Raw genomic sequence first — 22,575 nt, 5'->3', positions numbered from 1 at the left:
ATGTGGCAGCAAAAAAGCTTTCAATCGGCTGAAGAAGGAACCTTGTTTCTTGTTCCGACACCGATTGGCAATTTAGAAGATATGACATTTCGGGCACTTCGCACACTGAAGGAAGCGGATCTCATTGCGGCAGAAGATACGAGACAAACGAAAAAGCTATGCAATTACTTTGAAATAGAAACACCTGTTATCAGCTATCATGAGCATAATAAGGAAACGAGCGGTCATAAAATATTGGATCTGCTGCAGGAAGGCAAAACAGTAGCACTTGTGAGTGATGCTGGTATGCCGTGTATATCAGATCCAGGCTATGAGCTTGTGGAAGAAGCGGTTCGCAGGCAATGTACAGTCGTTCCGTTGCCCGGTCCGAATGCTGCATTGACAGCGCTTGTTGCATCAGGGCTTCCTACACAGCATTTCTATTTCTATGGATTTTTACAGAGGCAAAAAAAGGAACGGAAGCAAGAGCTGGAGCAGCTTCGTTATATCAAGGATACAATTATTTTTTATGAAGCACCCCATCGTCTTTCTGAAAGCTTGACAGCTATTTTGGATGCTTTTGGGAATCGTCAAATTGCGGTATGCCGTGAGCTGACAAAAAAGTTTGAAGAGTTTATTCGCGGCTCTTTAGATGAAGTTATCGAATGGTCCAAAACAAGCGAGGTGCGCGGAGAGTTTTGTATTCTCGTGGAAGGCTCAAAAGAAGAAGAACCAGCAGCAGAGGCATGGTGGGAGAGCTTATCGCTTGTTGCACATGTTCAATACTACATAGATGAACAACAGTTTTCTTCTAAAGATGCCATTAAGGCAGCAGCAAAAGATCGGAATATGTCGAAACGGGACATATATCAAGCGTATCACGTAGAAGAATAATAAAAAAGGCTTCTCTTCCTTAAAGGAAGAGAAGCCCTTTTATATTATATTATTTTGCAGCTGTAAGATATTGTTGAAGCTCTTGCAGAATAGCTTCTGCACCTTCTGGACTTAATACGATTTTGCCGCCAGCTAAAGAAAGATTGTCATCAGATACTTCACCTGTTACTTGGCAAGTCATATTTGGCTTATATTTCTTTAAGATGATTTTTTCATCATCAACGTAAATTTCAAGAGCATCTTTCTCTGCAATACCTAATGTACGGCGTAATTCGATTGGAATTACCACGCGTCCTAACTCATCAACCTTACGAACAATACCAGTAGATTTCATTTTTTTCTCCTCCCTAATCTGTATACATTAATTATTATATATCTTAATTCGTCATTTTTCGACAAAATACTTTACCGCTTTATCATACCAATCATTTACATTTCCGTCAATTATTAAATTCTAAATATCTTAATTCGTCATTTTTCGACAACTTTATCGTTTTATCATACCAATCATTTACATTACCGTCAATTATTAAATTTTAGAATTCCTTAAAAATTTATACATAAATACAATTTATAAGTTCGACATGGACAAAATCCAACTTCATGTCGAAAATTCATTTAGAATATATACCTATGAGTGAATTATAATTTCGACATGTCCATGTGCTATGTGCAACCAAAAGGGAGGATTGTATGCTTCTTCTCTCTGGTTTCCCCTTGCATGAACTAAAGGTTTGACCGCTTCTGCACGTCGCCGGATGATCTCTCCCCACTATCAAAAGACGGTTTTTTATTCACTCGTATATAGATGTAAAAATATACTATTTAACTATTAAATATAATAAAAAAAACGTACAGTTTATACTGATTTCTGTATATGTATTTAACAATTTTATAGCAATTTCTCGTCTTTTTAGGTATATTTTATGGTTGCAGTAGAAATACATGATAATATGATGAATGGCGAAGAACACACTCTCGTCTTTAGGAGAGAGTTTTTGTTATACTATTTATAAAGTGAAGCTTCATCAGCAGGCGATGTTCCCTAATGATGACGGTTGAGCAAATCGGGCTCTTAGTATCCGGTAAGTATTTTCTAGAGGATATTTACGGATATGAGCGAGATAAATACATATAGGTCATTTTGGGAGGTTAAACGATGGCAGAAGAAAAGAAGACCTTTTATATCACAACACCTATCTACTATCCAAGCGGCAAGCTCCATATCGGACATGCTTATACGACAGTGGCAGGCGATGCGATGGCACGTTATAAGCGATTAAAGGGCTTTGACGTTTACTATTTAACAGGAACAGATGAGCATGGTCAAAAGATTCAAAAGAAAGCGGAAGAGCTTAACGTAACACCGCAAGCTTATGTAGATGGAATTGTATCCGGCATTAAAGATCTTTGGGGCAAGATGGATATTTCCTATAACGATTTTATTCGTACGACAGAAGAGCGTCACAAAGATGTTGTCGAAAAGATTTTTAAACAGCTGCTTGATCAAGGAGATATTTATCTCGATGAGTATGAGGGATGGTATTCTGTACAAGATGAGACATTCTACACAGAACACCAACTTGTAGATCCTATTATGGAGAATGGAAAAATAGTGGGAGGAAAAAGCCCGGACAGTGGTCATGCAGTAGAGCTGGTACGCGAAGAGTCCTATTTCTTCAGAATGGGAAAATATGCAGATCGTTTATTAAAGTTTTACGAAGATAATCCGCAATTTATTCAGCCGGAATCTCGCAAGAACGAAATGATCAATAATTTTATTAAGCCTGGGTTAGAGGACTTAGCGGTATCGCGTACTTCCTTTGACTGGGGAGTTAAGGTACCGGGCAATCCCAAGCACGTAATTTATGTATGGGTAGATGCCTTGTCTAACTATATCACAGCACTTGGCTACGGCACTGACCATGATGAGAATTATCAAAAGTACTGGCCTGCCGATGTACACCTTGTAGGAAAAGAAATTGTTCGTTTCCATACAATTTATTGGCCGATTATTCTTATGGCTTTAGACTTGCCGCTTCCGAAAAAAGTATTTGCGCATGGCTGGATTTTAATGAAAGACGGCAAAATGAGCAAATCTAAAGGGAATGTAGTAGATCCTGTTACATTAATTGAGCGCTATGGTTTAGATGCGCTTCGCTACTACTTGCTTCGTGAAGTACCGTTCGGCTCAGATGGTGTATTTACACCGGAAGGATTCATTGAAAGATTGAATTACGATTTGGCGAACGACTTAGGAAACTTGTTGAACCGTACGATTGCTATGATCGATAAATATTTCGACGGTGAAATTCCTGCTTATAAAGGAAACGTAACAGAATTTGATGCTGATTTAGCGGCTTTTGCGAAGAATACAATTCAAAAAGTGGAAGACGCAATGGAAAACATGGAGTTCTCCGTTGCGCTCAGCACGATCTGGCAGCTTATCAGCCGTACAAATAAATATATTGACGAAACACAGCCTTGGGCGCTTGCGAAGAGCGAGGAAAACCGTGAAAAGCTGCAGGCTGTTATGGTTCACTTAGCTGAAGTGCTTCGTCAATCTGCAATTATGCTTATGCCATTCTTGACGGAAACACCTGAAAAAATGTTGGGGCAACTCGGCATTACAGATGAAAAGCTGAAAACATGGGATAGCTTAGCTTCATTTGGCGCTATCGCAGAAGGAACAAAGGTAGCGAAAGCACAGCCGATTTTCCCTCGTTTGGAAGCAGAGCCGGAAGTGGAGTATATTAAGGAACAAATGAAGGGCTCTGCACCAAAGCAGGAAGAGAAGAAGGAAGAAAAAACAGAGCAGGCTGAAGAGATCTCTATTGATGAATTCTTTAAAGTAGATTTACGTGTAGCGGAAGTCATCGAAGCTGAGCCTGTAAAGAAAGCTGATAAGCTATTAAAGCTGCAGCTGGATTTAGGTACGGAAAAGCGACAAGTGGTGTCTGGAATCGCCAAATCCTATTCACCGGAAGAGTTAAAAGGAAGAAAAGTAATTTGCGTTACGAACTTGAAGCCCGTGAAATTACGAGGCGAATTATCACAAGGAATGATTCTAGCAGGAGAAGAAAACGGAAAGCTGTCTCTTGCGACTGTAGATCAAACTTTACCGAACGGGACTAAGATTAAGTAAAATCGACAAAAATAGAGATGTTTCACGTGTAACATAGAGAAACATCTCTTTTTTTATTGCCTATCTCCGAAGTTTTTTGTCGAATATCTTATAAAAACACATTGTCATGTATCAAAATTGTAATATACTTGTTAATTTGCTGTTAGGAAAGTAATTTTTTGTTATGTTAGACTTAAACAAAGTAAAGGGGATATCGTTATGCTTTTTGATACACATGCACATTTAAATGCAGAACAATTTGATGAGGACATAGAACAAGTCATTGAACGTGCAAAAGAAGCAGAAGTTTCTTACATCGTCGTAGTAGGTTTTGACGGCGTGACGATACCAAAAGCGATTGAGTTGGCTGAAGCATATGACTTCATCTATGCGGCTGTCGGATGGCATCCTGTCGATGCAATTGACATGACAGATGAACATTTACAATGGCTGGAAGAATTAGCCGCTCATCCGAAGGTTGTAGCTCTTGGAGAAATGGGTCTGGATTATTATTGGGATAAATCTCCGAAAGACATACAGCAAGAGGTGTTTCGCAAACAAATACGACTAGCTAAAAAGGTTCGACTGCCTATCATTATTCATAATCGAGAGGCTACACAAGACATCGTGGATATCCTAAGAGAGGAAGACGCTTTCGAAGTCGGAGGTATTATGCATTGCTTCAGCGGCAGTGTAGAAACGGCAATGCAATGCATTGAAATGAACTTCCTTATTTCTTTAGGCGGACCTGTAACATTTAAAAACGCAAAAAAACCAAAAGAAGTAGCAGCGGAAATCCCAATGGAAAAGCTGCTGATAGAAACGGACTGCCCATACTTAGCTCCTCATCCGTACCGCGGAAAGCGCAACGAGCCAAGCTATGTCTCTCTCGTAGCAGAAGAAATCGCAAGGCTTAAAGAGCTTTCTTACGAGGAAGTAGCTAAGATTACAACAGAAAATGCAAAGCGTCTGTTTGGCATCGGATAATAGAAATAGGGGGGCTGCATCAGCTCTGCAAGTCTCCCTTATCTAAAACGTTTCTATCCTTCTTACTTCTCCTACATATCCTACCGACCCGGATTTACTAGTTTGATAGGAGGAAGCTAGTCCATTTGATCTCAAACATAAAGGAGGCGTTCTTATCGTGATAATGAACACGAGGAACCTATTATCAAGGTTAGGGACAAGTAAAAAGCTAGCATTACAACTGACAAGTGTTCTAGTAATATCCGGCTCAGTAGGAACAGTTGCTTATGCAGCAACAAAAGACAGTGTAACAATTGAAGTTGAAGGAAAGAAGCAAGTGGTTTACACGCATGCCGGGACTGTAGGCGAACTATTAAAAAATGAGAATATTAAGTTGAGCAGTAAAGATGAGGTGTATCCAGCCCTTTCTGCAAAACTGAAGAACGATATGAAAATTACAGTAGAAAAAGCAAATCCACTCACTTTAACCGTAAATGGAAAGCAGGAGAAGATTTGGTCTGCTGCTGAGACTGTAGGAGATTTGTTGAAAGAGCAAAATATTAAGCTGGATGAGCACGACCAAGTAAAACCAGGCAAGAATGAAATAATTAAAGACAATGATATTATCACTGTGGAACACGCATTTCCGATTGTGTTAAACGTTGGAGGTCAAGAGACACAAGCATGGTCTACTTCGATTACTGTCGCTGACTTTTTAAAGAAGCAAAACGTAACGTTGAATGAATTAGATAAAGTAGAACCTTCCAAAGATCAAATGGTTCAAGCAAATACAGTAGTAAAAGTTACGCGGGTAGAAAAAGTCACCGATGTGGTGGAAGAGGCGGTTCCGTTCACTACAGTGAAGAAGCAGGACGACTCCTTAGCAGCAGGAACGGAAAATATCGTGCAAGAGGGTGAAGAGGGAAAGGTTCAAAAAACCTTTGAAGTCATCAAAGAGAACGGTATAGAAGTGTCTCGAAATGTAGTGCAAGAAACAAAATTAAAAGATAGCAAAGATAAGATTATCACAGTTGGAACAAAGCAAACAGAGGCTGCAGGCACGCCTTCGCGCGGCAATGACAACAGCGCGGTAGCTGATGAATTTTATGTAGAAGCAACTGCCTATACTCCACATTCAGAAGATAACGGAACATACGGAGGTCGAGTTCTTACTGCAACAGGATATGATTTGACGGCAAATCCTAATGCTAGAATTATAGCAGTAGACCCACGAATTATTCCGCTTGGAAGCAAAGTATGGGTAGAAGGATACGGTTATGCAACTGCAAGCGATACAGGCGGCGCAATTAAAGGAAATCGCATTGATGTATTGGTGCCGACTGAAGGGCAAGCACAAGCATGGGGACGTAAACACGTAAAAATCCGCATTTTAAAATAGAAAAGCGGAACCGGCTCGTTCAGCTCCGGAAGGCAGAGGTTCTCTCCCCAAAAAGGCGCTTTTTGCCTTTATCCCGCTCTAAGCGTCCGTAACAGGGCTGCTTAGAAAAGATGAACAAACGGACGCTAAGAGCCCGATTGATTCAACTAACATCCATGGAGGAAAAATCACCTCCACGGATGAAGTTTCATCTTATGGTTGGAGGTTCTCTGACAGGAGGGGCTAGCCGGTGAAGCTAGACAAAATAGAAAAGCGTAGCCGACTGTTTGAGCATCCAGGAGGCTCAGCTATATACAAGTGAATAAAAAAAACGTCTTTTTATAGTGGGGAGAGATCATCCGGCAACGTGCAGAAGCGGTCAAACCTTTGTAGTGGTTCATGCAAGGGTAAACCAGAGAGAAGAAGCATACCATACTCCCTTTTGGTTGCACATGGAAATGTCGAAATTATCATTCACTCATATATAGACATGATATAAGCAGGAGAATTTCACTCTCCTGCTTTTTAATTTTGGGCAATACGGAAAATAATAATGGAAAAGTCTTTGTTTTTTTTGTTTAATAGTAGAGATGCTTTGCATGTGGAGGAAACAATGAAAATTAAAGAAATCATAGTAGTAGAAGGAAAAGATGATACTGTTGCAGTAAAACGGGCAGTCGATGCCGATACTATTGAAACGAACGGATCTGCAATTGGAGATGAGGTTATTGACCGGATTCGTCTCGCGCAGCAAACTCGGGGTGTGATTATTTTGACTGACCCGGATTATCCGGGAGAACGCATTCGTAAAATTGTTGCCGAAAAGGTGCCCGGCTGTAAGCATGCCTTCTTGCCTAAAGAAGAAGCAATTGCGAAGCGTAAAAGAGGATTAGGAGTCGAGCATGCTTCTTTAGAATCAATTCAACGTGCCTTGCAAAATGTAAAGGAAGAGATGCAAGAATACATAAGCGATATTACGTGGGATGATTTATTGGAAGCCGGCTTAGTTGGCGGAGAAAAAGCAAGCGGCCGCCGGGAGCGCTTAGGAAAATTGCTGAAAATCGGACATACAAATGGAAAGCAGCTGTTTAAACGTCTTCAAATGTTCCAAATATCAAAGGCAGCATTTGAAGAAGCAGTGACTCAAGTGTTACAGGAGGATACAGAATGAAAGATATTGCGACGCCCAATCGCACGAAAATGATTTTGGAGAAGCACGGCTTTTCTTTCAAGAAGAGCTTAGGACAGAACTTTTTAATTGATACAAATGTTTTAAATCGGATTGTAGATTTTGCGGAGCTTGGTTCTGATTCAGGAGCGATCGAAATCGGGCCGGGGATCGGAGCATTAACAGAGCAGCTGGCTAAGCGTGCAAGCAAGGTTGTAGCGTTTGAAATTGATCAACGCTTACTGCCGATTCTGGGTGAAACTTTGGCGCCATACGAGCATGTGAAAATTATTCATAGCGATGTGCTAAAAGCGAATGTAAAGCAGGTGATGAACGAGGAGTTTGCAGAGGGGCAAGATGTAATGGTTGTTGCAAATCTTCCGTACTATGTAACAACACCAATTTTGTTTAAGCTGCTGGAGGAAGACCTGCCGATTCGCGGTGTTGTTGTGATGATGCAGAAAGAAGTAGCAGATCGAATTGCAGCAGGTCCCGGCACAAAGGATTATGGTTCGCTTTCTATTGCAATTCAATACTATACAGAAGCGGAAACCGTAATGACAGTGCCTCGTACAGTATTCGTACCACAGCCGAATGTAGATTCAGCCGTCATTCGTTTAATGAAACGTCCGAAGCCATTAGTTGAGGTCAAGGATGAAGAATTCTTCTTTGCGGTCGTAAGAGCGAGCTTTGCACAGCGTCGTAAAACGCTCATGAATAATCTTTCTAACAACCTGGCAGGTATTCCAAAGGATAAAGCGATGCTTGAGAAAATTCTTCTTGAAATCGGTATTGATCCGAAGCGCAGAGGAGAAACCTTAACAATTGAAGAATTTGCGCGTCTTAGTGATGCGCTCTATGCACAGAAAACGGCGGTTTAACAAGAACCGCCGTTTTTTTGTCACTCTTTTTCATTTTTTTCATAGGCTAGATACAGAAATGTAGATAATGGAAAGTCATTGCGCCGAAGCTTGGAGGTAGGAAGAGATGGAGGTACAGGTTGGAGATTTAGTGGAAAGAGTGTCTTATAAACGCGACCTTCTTTTTCGGGTGACAGAGTTGAGGGAAGAGCATACAGGAAAAATTGCAATTCTGTTCGGGGAAGAATTTCGGCTTGTAGCAGATGCGCCTATTGAAGATTTAGTCACTGTTAATCAGCGTGAGTATAAACAGAGAGCCAAGGAAGAAAAAGATAAATTAGATCGCACGTATCGCTTATTTCAGCAGGATTACCGTTTAGTGCGGCAGCGGAATGAATATTATTCTACAGGCGGATATGCAACAGACATCAATTATTTTCAAATGCCGGGAAAAGTGCTTCATTTGGACGGAGATCCTTTATATTTACGAAAATGTTTGGACTTATATGAGAAGATTGGTGTTCCGGTACAAGGCGTTCATTGTAAGGAAGCTGACATGCCTGAGCGTGTCGGTGAGCTGCTGAATCAGTTTCAGCCTGATATTCTTGTCATTACGGGTCATGATTCTTATGCAAAAACGAAAGGAAAAATGAATGATTTGCAGGCTTACCGGAATTCGCGGCATTTCGTACAGGCCGTGCGGGAGGCGCGAAAAAAATACCCTTCTTTAGATCACCTCGTCATTTTTGCAGGCGCATGTCAATCGCACTTTGAAGCGCTGATTCGGGCTGGGGCGAACTTTGCCAGCTCTCCTTCCCGCATTAATATTCATGCCTTAGATCCTGTATATGTAGTCGCAAAAATCAGCTTCACATCATTTGTGGAGCGAGTGAATGTATGGGACATAGTACGCAATACCATTACGGGAGAAAGAGGTCTTGGTGGCGTAGAGACGAAGGGGATTTTACGAACGGGGCTTCCGTTTCAATACTATGAAGAATGAAGAACAAGCAAGGCGATGTGCCTTGCTTATTTCTATTCATACATAAAAAATAAAAAACAGTACAAACTATAGGTGTGAAGCATGGTTAGTGAGGATTAGGGGATTTATTACAAATATACAGGCAGTGAGGTGCATTATAAATGGCAAAACGACTGACGGAAATCAAAAGTTCTTTGGACGGTCAGCTTGGAAAACGGCTTATGCTGAAAGCGAATAGCGGGAGAAGAAAAACGATTGAACGCTCCGGTTTTCTGGCAGAAACCTATCCCTCGGTTTTTGTAGTACAGCTTGATCAAGAGGAAAATGCATTTCAGCGTGTATCCTACAGCTATGCCGATGTATTAACGGAGACAGTAGAGCTTACATTTTTTGATGAACAAAGCGGTGAAGCAGCTTGGAGCGGGCAGTAAACAAAAAGTTTACTGCTTTTTTATATAAACACTTTCATTTACATATTTTACCGCAATTGAAAAACTCTCATTTTTCCGATACTAACATTGCCGTAGTGTAAAAAAAAGGAGGGTTTTGCATTGAGCAGAAGACGAGGCATTATGTCAGAACAGTTTAAAGAAGAGCTTGCAAAAGAGCTTGGATTTTACGATGTCGTGCAAAAAGAAGGCTGGGGCGGCATTCGCGCCAAAGATGCAGGAAATATGGTAAAGCGCGCTATCGAAATTGCTGAACAAAAGCTGACGAATCAACAACATCAATAGCAGATGAATTCTTTTAAGCTGCGGCAGCCGGGGAACTTTGCCCCGGCTTTTTTCTTTGTGTAAGTTTTCAGGTATAATTAGGCTTACATATGCTTGAATGTGGTAAAATAGACGACAAAGATTGAGTACATAGAGTGGGTGAAAAGATTGAAACTACTAGTGAAAGCACCGGCGAAAATTAATTTATCGCTAGATGTATTGAGAAAACGAGAAGACGGGTATCATGATGTTCGAATGATTATGACGACTATTGATTTGGCAGACCGTCTGGAGCTGACAGAGCTCGCAGAAAATCGAATTGAAATTGTTTCGCATAATCGGTATGTGCCGGATGATCAGCGAAATTTAGCTTATCAAGCGGCAAAGCTCATAAAAGAACGATATGGCGTGCAAAAGGGCGTTTCTATTGTAATTGAAAAGACGATTCCTGTTGCTGCTGGATTGGCAGGAGGAAGCAGCGATGCAGCAGCTACTTTGCGCGGACTAAATAAGCTTTGGAAGCTGGGACTAAGTGCAGAGGAACTTGCAAAAATTGGTGCGGAAATCGGTTCTGATGTTTCGTTTTGCGTATATGGGGGAACAGCGATTGCGACAGGACGCGGAGAACAAATCGAGCACATTCCAGCACCGCCGCCCTGCTGGGTTATTTTGGCTAAACCGCAAATCGGTGTCTCTACAGCTGATGTGTATCGTAATTTAAAAGCAGACCATGTAGCTCATCCGGATGTAGACAAAATGATCCAAAGCATTGAGCAAGGTGATTACGAAGGGATTTGCAGTTCTGTCGGCAATGTGTTAGAAGAAGTTACCTTTAGTATGCATCCAGAGGTTGAGCACATTAAAGAGCAAATGAAACGCTTTGGGGCAGATGCCGTATTAATGAGTGGCAGCGGACCTACTGTGTTCGGGATCGTGCGTCACGACTCCCGTATGCATCGCATTTATAACGGCTTAAAAGGCTTCTGTGAACAAGTATATGCGGTTCGTATGTTAGGTGAGCGAGAAAAACTTGAATAAAGACGTATGATGGGTTATGATATTGTTTAGAATATTCGTGATTTGAGGTGAGAGTATGAAAATTAGGCGCAGTACCCGATTGGTTGATATGACCTACTATTTGCTGCAAAACCCTCGACGTTTAGTGTCTCTCACTTTCTTTGCTGAGCGGTATCAGTCTGCTAAATCTTCCATCAGTGAAGATTTAGTTATTATTAAGCAAACGTTTGAGCAACAAGGGGTCGGTACTTTACAAACGATACCAGGCGCAGCAGGAGGAGTGAAGTATATTCCTTATATGGATCATGAGGAAGCAAACGAATTGATTACAGAGCTTTGTGAACAGCTGTCTGATTCAAATCGGATTCTTCCAGGCGGCTATTTGTACATGACAGATCTTTTGAGCAATCCGCGTTACATTAACGGAGCAGGACGGTTATTTGCTTCGTTATGTGCCCAACAAGAAATCGATGTCGTTATGACAGTAGCGACGAAAGGTATTCCGTTGGCGTATGCAGTGGCTAACTATCTGAACGTGCCAGTTGTCATTGCGCGTAAAGACAACAAGGTAACAGAAGGTCCCACAGTAAGCATTAACTACGTTTCAGGGTCCTCCAAGCGTATCCAAACGATGACTTTAGCCAAAAGAAGCCTTAAGGAAGGCGCAAACGTATTAATTGTAGACGACTTCATGAAAGCTGGAGGTACAATCCAAGGCATGATCAGCATGCTTGAGGAGTTTAAAGCAAACGTTATCGGGATTGGTGTGTTAGTAGAAGCTGTCGACATCGAAGAACGCCTTGTAGAGAATTATGTATCTCTTGTGCGTTTATCTGCAGTTGATACAAGAGAAAAAGTGATTGATTTAGAAAAGGGGAACTATTCGCTTCCCGCATTGCAAAAAGAAGAACTGGTAACGGAAGAGTGATACGTAAGCTCCCGCCCTTATTTGGCAAAGATAAGAGACAGGAGCTTTTCTTTTAAATTAAAAAATCAGAAAGGTTTGATATTTCATGAAAAATGTACATACGAATGCAGCACCACAAGCGATTGGACCATACTCGCAAGGAATCATCGTAAATAATATGTTTTACAGCTCCGGTCAAATTCCATTACGGGCAGACGGAACTCTAGTAACTGGAGATGTAAAGGAGCAGACGCATCAAGTGTTTCAAAACTTGAAAGCAGTCTTAGAAGCAGCAAACGCTTCATTAGAAAGTGTTGTAAAAACAACCGTGTTTTTAAAGGATATGAATGATTTTGAAGCGTTTAATGACGTGTATGCTCAATATTTTTCAGTACACAAACCAGCGCGTTCTTGCGTACAGGCGGCAAAGCTCCCAAAAGATGTGGCAGTAGAGATTGAAGTAATCGCCCTTGTAAACAGTTAAACACCGCATTTTCCGTAAAGTTTTTATATTAAAAATTTTTTTAAAATTAGAAGGAAATTACAAAATATTGTGGAATTTATAACATTATATCGCTTATTTAGGAAAAGGGTGGTGAACATAAGATGGAAGTGACTGACGTAAGATTACGCCGCGTGAACACAGAGGGCCGCATGAGAGCGATTGCATCCATCACTTTGGATCATGAATTCGTAGTTCATGACATTCGTGTAATTGACGGCAATAACGGATTGTTCGTAGCAATGCCAAGCAAGCGCACTCCAGATGGAGAGTTCCGCGACATTGCGCATCCGATTAATTCCGGTACTCGTTCTAAAATTCAAGATGCAGTTTTAGCTGAGTATCATCGTCTTGGCGAATTAGAAGAGGTGGAATTTGAAGAAGCTGGCGCTTCATAAAAATAGGATAACGAAGAACTGATGGTATCAGCTCTTTAACTGGCGATAAACTCCTGTACAAGCAGGAGTTTATTTTATTTTGTACTTTTATTTTCGTCTCTTTTCTTCTTGTATGCAAATACTTTGCCTGCAGGACCAAAAACAGGAAAGATAATTTTATAAAACGTATATGATAAATTGTGGTACAATTTAGTAGTTATGCGTTGTTTCTTGAAATGATAAACGTTTTAAGATAATATCTTTAGTGGATAAATAGGTTACGATGGAGGGTTTATATGTCGAATCGATTTGTAGTTATTTTAGCGGCAGGACAAGGCACTCGCATGAAATCTAAACTGTATAAAGTACTTCATCCTGTTTGTGGGAAACCAATGGTGCAGCATGTAGTAGACAATGTGTCTCAGCTTGGGCTGCAAAAGGTTGTTACAATTGTAGGCCACGGCGCGGAGAAAGTGAAAAATCAGTTAGGAGAGCAGAGTGAGTTTGCACTTCAAGCAGAACAGCTTGGTACGGCGCATGCAGTTTTGCAGGCAAAAGACCTATTATTTGCGGAAGAAGGAACTACACTTGTCATTTGCGGCGATACACCGCTTATTACAGCAGAAACGATAGAAGCGCTATTAAAGCACCATGAACAAATAGAGGCAAAAGTGACTGTCCTGACTGCTTACATAGATGAGCCTGCCGGGTATGGGCGAGTTGTCCGAAATAGTGAGGGCCATGTCGAAAAAATCGTTGAGCATAAAGATGCAAGTGAAGAAGAGCTTCGTATTCAAGAAATCAATACGGGTACGTACTGCTTCGACAATAAAATGCTATTCGATGCGCTCTCTAAAGTTTCTAATGAGAATGCGCAAGGAGAATTTTACCTTCCGGATGTAATTGAAATTTTGAAGAATGAAGGGTATATTGTATCTGCCTATCAAACAAAAAGTTTCGAGGAAACATTAGGTGTAAACGACCGAGTTGCCTTATCTCAAGCAGAGCAGCTTATGAAAAGACGTATTAACCGTAAACATATGGTGAATGGTGTTACCATCATTGACCCTGAAAGCACATATATTTCTGCAGATGCAGTGATTGGAAACGATACAGTGCTGTACCCGGGAACGGTAATTGAGGGAAAAACTGTAATCGGCTCCGATTGTGTAATCGGTCCTCATACGACAATGAAAGACAGCGAAGTAGGCAATAATACGACTATTCGTCAATCTGTTGTGCATGACAGCAAGATTGGCAATGATGTAGCAATTGGCCCTTTCGCTCATATTCGTCCTGCTTCTGTGATTGGGGATGAAGTACGCGTGGGCAACTTCGTGGAAATTAAGAAGTCTGTTTTCGGAACAGGCAGCAAGGCTTCTCATTTAAGTTACATTGGTGACGCTGAAGTAGGTTCTAACGTGAATTTAGGCTGCGGATCCATTACGGTAAACTATGATGGGAAAAACAAATTTAAAACTGTAATTGAAGATGGAGCTTTTGTCGGCTGTAACTCTAACCTCGTCGCTCCTGTAACGGTCGGAAAGAATGCTTATGTAGCGGCAGGTTCTACCATTACAGAAGATGTGCCAGAAAATGCTTTGTCCATCGCGCGTGCGCGTCAAACAAATAAAGAACAGTATGTAGGGCAGCTGAATAATAAGAAAAATTCGTAATGTGGAGGTTTAATCCAGTGCCAACTCAATATTTGAATTCCAAATTAAAAGTATTCTCTTTAAATTCCAATAAAAGTGTAGCAGAAGAAATCGCAAAACATATCGGTGTAGAGCTTGGAAAATGTTCCGTAACGCGCTTTAGTGACGGAGAGATTCAAATTAACATTGAAGAAAGCATCCGCGGCGGAGATGTATTCATCATTCAATCTACAAGCAATCCGGTAAACGAACACATCATGGAACTTTTAATCATGATCGACGCGTTAAAGCGTGCATCTGCGAAAACAATCAACATCGTAATGCCTTATTACGGTTATGCGCGTCAAGACCGTAAAGCTCGTTCCCGTGAGCCTATCACAGCGAAGCTGGTAGCGAATTTGCTTGAAACTGCAGGCGCGACTCGCGTCCTTACGCTAGATTTACATGCGCCACAAATTCAAGGATTCTTTGATGTTCCAATCGATCACCTAATGGGTGTACCTATTCTTTCTGAGTACTTCGAACAGAAAAACTTGAAAGATATTGTAATCGTATCTCCTGACCACGGCGGTGTAACGCGCGCAAGAAAAATGGCAGATCGTTTGAAAGCTCCGATTGCAATCATCGACAAGCGCCGTCCAAGACCAAACGTTTCAGAAGTTATGAACATTATTGGTAATGTAGAAGGCAAAACAGCAATCTTAATTGACGATATTATCGATACAGCCGGCACAATCACATTAGCAGCGAATGCACTTGTTGAAAACGGCGCTTCCGATGTATATGCTTGCTGTACACATCCGGTTCTTTCTGGTCCTGCAATTGAGCGTATTCAGAACTCTAAAATTAAAGAGTTGGTTGTAACAAACTCCATTGCATTGCCGGAAGACAAGAAAATCGACAAAATTAGAGAACTCTCAGTTGCTCCTCTGATTGGAGAAGCAATCATCCGCATTTACGAAGAGCAATCTGTAAGTACTTTATTTGATTAATAGCTGCAAAGACGTAACCGGTTCACGGTTACGTCTTTTCGTACATAATGATGAGGAGGATAAACACATTTATGAAGCTGATTGTAGGACTTGGAAATCCGGGCAGGGAATATGAAACAACAAGGCATAATATTGGATTCATGGTCATTGACGAACTGTCAAAGAGATGGAACATTCCGCTTAACCAGCAGAAATTTAAAGGGATTTACGGTTCCGGGGTAGTAGGAGGAGAGAAGGTTGTATTGCTTAAACCGCTTACATATATGAACTTATCCGGCGAAAGCATCCGTCCCCTAATGGATTTTTATAAGCTGGATGTGGAAGATTTTGTGGTAATGTATGACGATTTAGATCTTCCAGTTGGCAAGCTGCGCTTGCGCATGAAGGGAAGTGCCGGGGGACATAACGGCATAAAATCAACCATTGCGCATTTAGGTACGCAAGAATTCAATCGAATCCGTATTGGTATTGACCGTCCTAGAAATGGCATGAAGGTAGTAGATTACGTATTAGGACGATTTACAAGCGAAGAAATGCCAGAGGTACAGCATTCTATCAATAAAAGTGCAGATGCTTGCGAAAAGTGGCTCACTGTACCATTCTTTCAGGTTATGAATACTTTTAACGCATAGTTGTTGTATAATAGATGCATACGGACATAAAGGAATAAATTTCTTCACTTTCACCCATACTAGTAATAATCGCGAAGTTTCAGGAGGAAAGTATGAACACGCATTATTACTGCCGCCACTGCGGAAATCATATAGGTTCTATTGAACGTGAGGAAATTTATAATGTAGTTTTAGGGCATTTAACAGAGCAGGAGAAGCAGGACATGCTTCATTATGACGAAAATGGAAACATATATGTAAAAGCGATTTGTGAGGATTGTCAGCATACATTAGAGAACCATCCTCATTATCATGAGTATGAATCGTTTATTCAGTAAGCTTTGGCTTGTCCAAAGCATTTTTCCGTTCCATTTTTCTGAAAATTTCGCATAAAAATATACTGACTTGCTCTTTTGTTGAGAGGAGTTTTAAAAATGCTAGGGTTACTGGAACGTTTTTATGATAATAAAGAAATCTTATCCATTATGAATGGAGTTGAAGAAGGGCTGAAGGAGCAGCTCATTTCCGGGATGTCTAATTCATCTCGCACTTTGCTGCTTGCGGCTCTTTATAAAAAGACAAGGCGTCCGCAGCTTGTAGTGACGCATAATTTATTTCAAGCACAAAAGGTCTATGAAGACTTAGTTTCACTATTGGGGGATAAAGACGTATTTCTCTATCCGGTTAATGAGCTGATTGCATCTGAAATCGGGGTGGCAAGTCCTGAGCTTAAGGCACAGCGCATTGAAGTCATGAACCACCTTGTGCATCATGACTCTGCAGTCATTGTAGCGCCGATTGCAGGGCTGCGCCGCTTCCTGCCTTCTAAAGAGCTTTGGGCCCGGCATCAGATGGAGCTGAAGGTAGGCGATGATGTAGACTTAGATCAATTGGCACGTACATTAATAGATATGGGCTACGAGCGTAAGTCTATGGTAGAGGCTCCGGGTGATTTTAGTATTCGCGGGGGTATTTTTGATATTTATCCTTTAACAGAAGAAATGCCGATTCGCGTGGAATTTTTTGATACAGAGATTGATTCTATTCGCATGTTCAGCATAGAAGACCAACGCTCGCAAGATAAGGTTGCTTTTGTTTCATTTGGACCGGCTGCTGAATTTATCTTTACTCCGGAAGAGATGACAAAAGGGACAGCTAAGCTTGAAGAGAGTTTGGCAGCAACGTTAAAGAAGGTTAAGGATGAAAAACTGAAAGAGCTGCTTGTAGAAACAATCGGCCGCGAACTTGATCAGTTAAAAAGCGGGCAATCTATTGAACAGATGTTCAAATATCTTTCCCTCTACTATGAGCATCCTTTTAGTCTAGTAGACTATTTGCCTAAAAACGGTGTTGTTGTATTAGATGAGGTATCGCGCATTCAAGAAACAGCAGAGCACTTAGAAAAAGAAGAAGCAGACTGGTATATATCTTTGCTTGAGGAAGGCGCTATTGTGCAAGATTTGTCCTTCTCTCATGATTTCGCTAAGCTTTTGCAGCAGAAAAAACGAAGTTATCTATACTTAACTCTGTTCTTGCGTCATATTCCGCATACGCATCCGCAAAATATTGTAAATATGACTTGTAAGACGATGCAAGATTTTCATGGGCAAATGCAGCTTTTTAAAAGTGAACTGGAACGCTGGCAAAAAGGAAAGTTTACTGTTGTGCTTTTAGGCGCAAACGAAGAACGAGTAAAGAAACTGGAGCATATCTTAAGCGACTATGATGTGGAAGCCAGTATTGTATCGGGTGCCGACTTGCTGTCGCCGGGACGCATTCAAATTGTAACCGGAGATTTGCATGCAGGTTTTGAAATGCCGATGCAAAAGCTGGCAGTTATTACGGAAAAAGAATTATTTAATAAAAAAGTGAAAAAGCCGCAGCGGAGACAAAAGCTGTCCAATGCAGAGCGGATTAAAAGTTATTCCGAGTTAAAAGTGGGTGATTACGTTGTCCATGTCAACCACGGAATCGGGAAGTTTCTCGGTATTGAAACACTGGAAATTAATGGCGTTCACAAAGATTATTTGCACATTAAATATCAAGGAAACGACAAGTTGTATGTGCCGGTTGAGCAAATTGATCAAGTCCAGAAATATGTAGGCTCTGAAGGAAAAGAGCCAAAAGTGTATAAGTTAGGCGGAACCGACTGGAAGCGCGTTAAAAATAAGGTAGAGAAGTCCGTTCAAAATATTGCAGATGACTTAATCAAGCTGTATGCCGAACGCGAAGCATCAAAAGGATACGCTTTCACGCCTGATACGGCAGAGCAAAGAGAATTTGAAACATCATTTCCATATCAAGAAACAGAAGATCAGCTTCGCTCTATTGTAGAAATTAAGAAAGATATGGAACGGGAGCGTCCAATGGATCGTTTGCTCTGCGGGGATGTAGGCTACGGAAAGACAGAAGTAGCTATCCGGGCAGCATTTAAAGCTATTATGGACGGAAAGCAGGTAGCTATCTTAGTTCCTACCACAATTTTAGCGCAGCAGCATTATGAGACGATTCGAGAGCGTTTTCAAGATTATCCGATTCAAATCGGTTTATTAAGCCGCTTTCGTACAAGAAAGCAGCAGAATGAAACGATCAAAGGCTTAAAAGATGGCACCATTGATATTGTAATTGGAACACATCGTGTACTGTCTAAGGATATTACATTTAAAGACCTAGGCTTGCTTATCATTGATGAAGAGCAGCGCTTTGGTGTAACACATAAAGAAAAAATTAAGCAAATGAAAGCGCATATCGATGTACTTACGTTAACGGCAACACCAATTCCGCGTACCTTGCATATGTCTATGCTTGGCGTCCGCGATTTGTCTGTTATTGAAACACCGCCTGAAAACCGCTTCCCGGTTCAAACATACGTGGTTGAATATAACCCCGGGCTGATTCGTGAAGCTATTGAACGTGAGCTGGCACGCGGCGGTCAAATCTATTTTTTATATAACCGTGTTGAGGATATCGAGAGAAAAGCTGAAGAGATTTCGATGCTTGTCCCGGATGCGCGCGTTACTTTTGCGCACGGAAAAATGAATGAAGGCGAACTCGAATCTGTTATGATTTCCTTCTTGGACGGACAATATGATGTTCTCGTAAGTACAACTATTATTGAAACAGGTGTAGATATTCCAAATGTCAATACGCTCATCGTATATGATGCGGATCGCATGGGATTATCACAGCTCTATCAGCTTCGCGGACGAGTAGGGCGTTCCAACAGGGTAGCGTATTCATACTTTACGTATAAAAAAGATAAGGTTCTTTCTGAAGTAGCTGAAAAGCGCTTGCAAGCGATTAAGGAGTTTACTGAGCTTGGCTCTGGGTTTAAGATTGCTATGCGGGATTTATCCATCCGCGGAGCCGGCAACTTATTAGGTGCAGAGCAGCATGGTTTTATCGATTCTGTCGGATTCGATTTGTACTCGCAAATGCTTAAGGAAGCTATTGAACAGCGTAAAGGCACTTCTGAGGCAGAAGCGCGCTTTGATGTAGAAATCGACTTAGAGGTAGATGCATATTTGCCGGATGAGTATATTTCAGACAGCAAACAAAAGATTGTAATGTACAAACACTTCAGGAGCGTTTCTGCGATTGAGGATATTGAAGAGTTGCAGGAAGAAATGACAGACCGCTTTGGCGACTATCCGCAGGAGGTAGGTTACTTGCTGCAAATCGCCATCTTAAAAGTATTAGCAATGCAAGAGAAAATCGAGTCTATTAAGCAGGTTAAGCAAGATGTGATTTTTCTGTTTTCTGAAAAAGCAAGTCAAAATATCGACGGTGGAAAGCTGTTTGTATTAAGCAACAGTTTTGGACGGATGATACGCTTAGGCATGGAAGGCTCTAAACTGAAGATTGTAATTGATATTAAAGGCATGGAGCCATCTAAATGGCTGACGATTGCAGAAAACCTGTTAAAAGGATTGAAGGACGTAAAAAAAGAAGCAGTAAATGCCTAGTTTGACAAGAAAATGATATTCGGCGTGCATAGAACCTCTAATGTGTACAATACTATGCTTAACAGTTGGTGATTTTTACAATATAAGGAGAAGATAAGGAAAATCACCACTTTTACCATCTGTAGAAAGCGAGGCAGCATTAGAATGAAAGCAACTGGAATAGTACGTCGAATTGATGATTTAGGCAGAGTCGTTATTCCAAAAGAAATTCGCAGAACCCTTCGCATTCGTGAAGGGGACCCGTTAGAAATTTTTGTGGATCGAGATGGAGAAGTCATCTTAAAAAAATACTCACCGATCAGCGAATTAAGTGATTTTGCAAAAGAATATGCTGATGCGCTCTATGACAGCTTAGGACACAACGTACTCATTTGCGACCGTGATCACATTATTGCCGTAGCAGGTGTTTCTAAAAAAGAATTCTTAAATAAAAATATTGGTGACTTAGTTGAAAAGGTGATGGAAGACCGCAATTCTATTGTAATGACGGATGAAAGCGAAATTTCGATTATTGACGGTCTGCAAGAAAAAGTATCTTCTTACACAATCGGGCCTATCATTGCAAACGGAGATCCGATTGGCGCTGTTATCATCTTCTCAAAAGAAAAAGTTATTGGAGATGTAGAGCATAAAGCTGTTGAGACAGCGGCAAGCTTCTTGGCAAAGCAAATGGAACAGTAATTTTTGAGGTAGCGTAAAGCTACCTTTTTTCATGTTGCGGGCAATAAGAAATTTTAAGCGGTGTACATGGTGGAGTATGATATAATACGTGGCATGAGTATATGAAAGAAGGAGCTTTTGCATGGAAACGAAGAAGTATCAAGCGTTTTGGCAAGGTGCGATCATTCTTACGCTTGCCAGTCTCATTATGAAAGTGCTGAGCGCTTTTTACCGTATTCCTTACCAAAATATCGCAGGGGATATTGGTTTTTATATTTATCAGCAGGTATATCCTGTCTATGGTATTTGTCTGGTGCTGGCGACCTATGGATTTCCGGTTGTAATTTCAAAGCTTGTGGCTTCCCGATTGGAGAAGGGGAATGAGCAGGAAGCAAACGGCATTATTTTTATTTCATTCTGGTTTTTAATGATGATAGGCTCCGGTCTATTTTTTGTTTTTTTCTTCGGCTCACACGCCATTGCTGTGTTTATGGGGGACGAAAAGCTGGACAAACTGCTGAAGGTTGTTTCTTTTTCGTTTTTGCTTATGCCGTTTTTATCTGTAGCGAGAGGATATTTTCAAGGCTTCGGAAATATGACACCTACTGCTGTGTCCCAAGTCATAGAGCAAACTATCCGAGTTGCTGTTATCGTACTGCTGTCACTGCTGTTGGTAGCAGCGGGCTTTGACAGCTATACGGTCGGTGCGGGCGCCATGTCAGGTTCTGTTGTTGGCGGTGCAATCAGCGTTATGATTTTACTGTATTTCTTACGAAACAAAATCAAAGAAATTTTTGCGCAAACATGGTCTGCAATTCCGGATAAAAGCTTGATTATTAAGCTGGTGTTTTGGCAAGGCATCATGATTTGTGTAAGCAATCTTGTGTTGATCTTAATACAGTTAGTGGACTCTATATCTTTATACAGCCTATTGGTTGCAACAGGAGAAACGGGGACAAAAGCGAAAATTATAAAAGGAGTGTATGATCGGGGAATTCCGCTTATACAGCTTGGAACAGTGGCTGCCACTTCCTTTGCCTTACCGCTTGTACCGCTTATTTCAGGCGCGCGCGTGCGCGGTGACTATGTTTTTATTCAGAAAAAAATACAGTTTGCGATGAAGCTTACATTAGTAATTGGACTAGCTGCAACAGGGGGACTGGTATGTATTATCCGCCCGGTTAATATTATGCTGTTTCAAAATAGTGACGGCTCTGATTTATTAGCGGTATTGGCAATTTCTATTATATTTAGTGCCTTTTCTATTACGACGTCCACCGTGCTGCAAGGGCTGGGAAACACAACATTACCTGCCTTTTTTGTGCTTATAGGAGCTATTGTGAAATATATTGGAAATCGCATTCTTATCCCGGACATAGGTGCTTTAGGAGCCGCCGCGGCAACCGTATTGGCGCTTTTTTGTATCGCTTTCTTAAACATTGCGGCGCTGAGACGAAAGATGCATCAGCCGCTGTTTAACTGGCGCAACATCGGAAATGTTATCTTTTCTTGTATAGGAATGATTTTATGCGTCACCATATACACATATCTATTCGAGCATCTATTGACAGGCGTGCATTCAGGCCATCGCGGAGCTGCATCATTAGAAGCTTTAACCGCTGCTGCGTCTGGGGGAGTAATGTATATATTCCTTATCTTTAAATTGCAGATATTTACAGAAGAGGAAATTGGGATTGTTTGGAAGGGCGGGAAGGTTCCGTTACTGCCGCGCTCAAACCGTCCGTAACAAGATGCTGCAGGCAGGAAGAAGAACGGACGCTAAGAGCCCGATTGGCTCAGCTAACATCTACAGATGAGTTTCGCC

Annotated in this window: 21 protein-coding genes; 20 read left to right on the top strand and 1 reads right to left on the bottom strand. The window is 41.2% G+C overall.

What is annotated here, in order from left to right:
• On the top strand, positions 1 to 873 hold the full coding sequence (gene rsmI / locus H540_RS0112665) for a 16S rRNA (cytidine(1402)-2'-O)-methyltransferase (RefSeq protein WP_028400986.1): 873 nt from the start codon (positions 1 to 3) through the stop codon (positions 871 to 873).
• A 49-nt stretch (positions 874 to 922) separates the two neighbouring features.
• Here rsmI and H540_RS0112660 read toward each other — a convergent pair whose 3' ends face one another.
• A complete protein-coding gene (locus tag H540_RS0112660; RefSeq protein WP_028400985.1) occupies positions 923 to 1,207 on the bottom strand; it encodes a transition state genes transcriptional regulator AbrB in 285 nt (94 codons plus the stop codon).
• Positions 1,208 to 2,032: 825 nt separating this feature from the next.
• Here H540_RS0112660 and metG point away from each other — a divergent pair.
• The 19 genes from metG (at position 2,033) to H540_RS0112565 (ending at position 22,497) form a co-directional block, all read left to right on the top strand.
• Positions 2,033 to 4,018, top strand: a complete 1,986-nt coding sequence (gene metG / locus H540_RS0112655) for a methionine--tRNA ligase (RefSeq protein ID WP_028400984.1) — start codon at positions 2,033 to 2,035, stop codon at positions 4,016 to 4,018.
• A gap of 198 nt (positions 4,019 to 4,216) precedes the next feature.
• The gene (locus H540_RS0112650; RefSeq protein ID WP_028400983.1) at positions 4,217 to 4,984 is read left to right on the top strand and encodes a TatD family hydrolase; all 768 of its coding nucleotides are present in this window, start codon (positions 4,217 to 4,219) and stop codon (positions 4,982 to 4,984) included.
• 163 nt (positions 4,985 to 5,147) lie between these two features.
• Positions 5,148 to 6,362, top strand: a complete 1,215-nt coding sequence (locus H540_RS35190; RefSeq protein WP_028400982.1) for a resuscitation-promoting factor — start codon at positions 5,148 to 5,150, stop codon at positions 6,360 to 6,362.
• 592 nt (positions 6,363 to 6,954) lie between these two features.
• The gene (rnmV, locus tag H540_RS0112640; RefSeq protein WP_028400981.1) at positions 6,955 to 7,512 is read left to right on the top strand and encodes a ribonuclease M5; all 558 of its coding nucleotides are present in this window, start codon (positions 6,955 to 6,957) and stop codon (positions 7,510 to 7,512) included.
• Positions 7,509 to 8,390, top strand: coding sequence for a 16S rRNA (adenine(1518)-N(6)/adenine(1519)-N(6))-dimethyltransferase RsmA (rsmA, locus tag H540_RS0112635; RefSeq protein ID WP_028400980.1), 882 nt, complete (start codon positions 7,509 to 7,511; stop codon positions 8,388 to 8,390). Before rnmV ends, rsmA begins: the two co-directional genes overlap by 4 nt.
• Positions 8,391 to 8,496: 106 nt before the next feature.
• A complete protein-coding gene (gene yabG / locus H540_RS0112630) occupies positions 8,497 to 9,372 on the top strand; it encodes a sporulation peptidase YabG (RefSeq protein ID WP_028400979.1) in 876 nt (291 codons plus the stop codon).
• A 140-nt stretch (positions 9,373 to 9,512) separates the two neighbouring features.
• Positions 9,513 to 9,782, top strand: a complete 270-nt coding sequence (gene veg / locus H540_RS0112625) for a biofilm formation stimulator Veg (RefSeq protein ID WP_028400978.1) — start codon at positions 9,513 to 9,515, stop codon at positions 9,780 to 9,782.
• A 120-nt stretch (positions 9,783 to 9,902) separates the two neighbouring features.
• Positions 9,903 to 10,085, top strand: coding sequence for an acid-soluble spore protein SspF (gene sspF / locus H540_RS0112620; RefSeq protein ID WP_028400977.1), 183 nt, complete (start codon positions 9,903 to 9,905; stop codon positions 10,083 to 10,085).
• Between the two features lie 147 nt (positions 10,086 to 10,232).
• Positions 10,233 to 11,102: a 4-(cytidine 5'-diphospho)-2-C-methyl-D-erythritol kinase gene (gene ispE, locus H540_RS0112615; protein ID WP_034670919.1), complete on the top strand. Its 870-nt coding sequence runs from the start codon at positions 10,233 to 10,235 to the stop codon at positions 11,100 to 11,102.
• A gap of 55 nt (positions 11,103 to 11,157) precedes the next feature.
• Entirely contained in the window at positions 11,158 to 12,009 is an 852-nt protein-coding gene (gene purR / locus H540_RS0112610; RefSeq protein ID WP_028400975.1) for a pur operon repressor, read from the top strand.
• 85 nt (positions 12,010 to 12,094) lie between these two features.
• Positions 12,095 to 12,472, top strand: coding sequence for a RidA family protein (locus H540_RS0112605; RefSeq protein WP_028400974.1), 378 nt, complete (start codon positions 12,095 to 12,097; stop codon positions 12,470 to 12,472).
• Positions 12,473 to 12,594: 122 nt separating this feature from the next.
• The gene (gene spoVG, locus H540_RS0112600; protein WP_020062152.1) at positions 12,595 to 12,888 is read left to right on the top strand and encodes a septation regulator SpoVG; all 294 of its coding nucleotides are present in this window, start codon (positions 12,595 to 12,597) and stop codon (positions 12,886 to 12,888) included.
• Positions 12,889 to 13,163: 275 nt separating this feature from the next.
• A complete protein-coding gene (gene glmU, locus H540_RS0112595; protein WP_028400973.1) occupies positions 13,164 to 14,543 on the top strand; it encodes a bifunctional UDP-N-acetylglucosamine diphosphorylase/glucosamine-1-phosphate N-acetyltransferase GlmU in 1,380 nt (459 codons plus the stop codon).
• A gap of 17 nt (positions 14,544 to 14,560) precedes the next feature.
• Positions 14,561 to 15,514: a ribose-phosphate diphosphokinase gene (locus H540_RS0112590; RefSeq protein WP_028400972.1), complete on the top strand. Its 954-nt coding sequence runs from the start codon at positions 14,561 to 14,563 to the stop codon at positions 15,512 to 15,514.
• A 71-nt stretch (positions 15,515 to 15,585) separates the two neighbouring features.
• On the top strand, positions 15,586 to 16,146 hold the full coding sequence (gene pth / locus H540_RS0112585) for an aminoacyl-tRNA hydrolase (RefSeq protein ID WP_028400971.1): 561 nt from the start codon (positions 15,586 to 15,588) through the stop codon (positions 16,144 to 16,146).
• Positions 16,147 to 16,238: 92 nt separating this feature from the next.
• Positions 16,239 to 16,463: an anti-sigma-F factor Fin gene (gene fin, locus H540_RS0112580; protein ID WP_028400970.1), complete on the top strand. Its 225-nt coding sequence runs from the start codon at positions 16,239 to 16,241 to the stop codon at positions 16,461 to 16,463.
• A 96-nt stretch (positions 16,464 to 16,559) separates the two neighbouring features.
• On the top strand, positions 16,560 to 20,090 hold the full coding sequence (mfd, locus tag H540_RS0112575) for a transcription-repair coupling factor (protein ID WP_028400969.1): 3,531 nt from the start codon (positions 16,560 to 16,562) through the stop codon (positions 20,088 to 20,090).
• Between the two features lie 144 nt (positions 20,091 to 20,234).
• Complete coding sequence (spoVT, locus tag H540_RS0112570) at positions 20,235 to 20,771, top strand: stage V sporulation protein T (protein ID WP_028400968.1); 537 nt, start codon at positions 20,235 to 20,237, stop codon at positions 20,769 to 20,771.
• A 121-nt stretch (positions 20,772 to 20,892) separates the two neighbouring features.
• Positions 20,893 to 22,497, top strand: coding sequence for a putative polysaccharide biosynthesis protein (locus tag H540_RS0112565; RefSeq protein WP_028400967.1), 1,605 nt, complete (start codon positions 20,893 to 20,895; stop codon positions 22,495 to 22,497).
• Positions 22,498 to 22,575: the final 78 nt, after the last annotated feature.

The organism is Ectobacillus panaciterrae DSM 19096 (assembly GCF_000430785.1).
Lineage (GTDB): Bacteria > Bacillota > Bacilli > Bacillales > Bacillaceae_G > Ectobacillus > Ectobacillus panaciterrae.
This window is presented reverse-complemented; position numbering and strand designations above follow the sequence as displayed.

Bases quoted from the DNA above. Each gene is read 5' to 3' on its own strand.
- yabG (WP_028400979.1), top strand. From the start codon at position 8,497: ATGGAGGTACAGGTTGGAGATTTAGTGGAAAGAGTGTCTTATAAACGC.
- mfd (WP_028400969.1), top strand. From the start codon at position 16,560: ATGCTAGGGTTACTGGAACGTTTTTATGATAATAAAGAAATCTTATCC.
- H540_RS0112650 (WP_028400983.1), top strand. From the start codon at position 4,217: ATGCTTTTTGATACACATGCACATTTAAATGCAGAACAATTTGATGAG.
- rnmV (WP_028400981.1), top strand. From the start codon at position 6,955: ATGAAAATTAAAGAAATCATAGTAGTAGAAGGAAAAGATGATACTGTT.
- H540_RS0112605 (WP_028400974.1), top strand. From the start codon at position 12,095: ATGAAAAATGTACATACGAATGCAGCACCACAAGCGATTGGACCATAC.
- spoVT (WP_028400968.1), top strand. From the start codon at position 20,235: ATGAAAGCAACTGGAATAGTACGTCGAATTGATGATTTAGGCAGAGTC.
- glmU (WP_028400973.1), top strand. From the start codon at position 13,164: ATGTCGAATCGATTTGTAGTTATTTTAGCGGCAGGACAAGGCACTCGC.
- pth (WP_028400971.1), top strand. From the start codon at position 15,586: ATGAAGCTGATTGTAGGACTTGGAAATCCGGGCAGGGAATATGAAACA.
- metG (WP_028400984.1), top strand. From the start codon at position 2,033: ATGGCAGAAGAAAAGAAGACCTTTTATATCACAACACCTATCTACTAT.
- fin (WP_028400970.1), top strand. From the start codon at position 16,239: ATGAACACGCATTATTACTGCCGCCACTGCGGAAATCATATAGGTTCT.
- spoVG (WP_020062152.1), top strand. From the start codon at position 12,595: ATGGAAGTGACTGACGTAAGATTACGCCGCGTGAACACAGAGGGCCGC.
- rsmA (WP_028400980.1), top strand. From the start codon at position 7,509: ATGAAAGATATTGCGACGCCCAATCGCACGAAAATGATTTTGGAGAAG.
- rsmI (WP_028400986.1), top strand. From the start codon at position 1: ATGTGGCAGCAAAAAAGCTTTCAATCGGCTGAAGAAGGAACCTTGTTT.
- veg (WP_028400978.1), top strand. From the start codon at position 9,513: ATGGCAAAACGACTGACGGAAATCAAAAGTTCTTTGGACGGTCAGCTT.
- purR (WP_028400975.1), top strand. From the start codon at position 11,158: ATGAAAATTAGGCGCAGTACCCGATTGGTTGATATGACCTACTATTTG.
- H540_RS35190 (WP_028400982.1), top strand. From the start codon at position 5,148: ATGAACACGAGGAACCTATTATCAAGGTTAGGGACAAGTAAAAAGCTA.
- H540_RS0112565 (WP_028400967.1), top strand. From the start codon at position 20,893: ATGGAAACGAAGAAGTATCAAGCGTTTTGGCAAGGTGCGATCATTCTT.
- H540_RS0112660 (WP_028400985.1), bottom strand. From the start codon at position 1,207: ATGAAATCTACTGGTATTGTTCGTAAGGTTGATGAGTTAGGACGCGTG.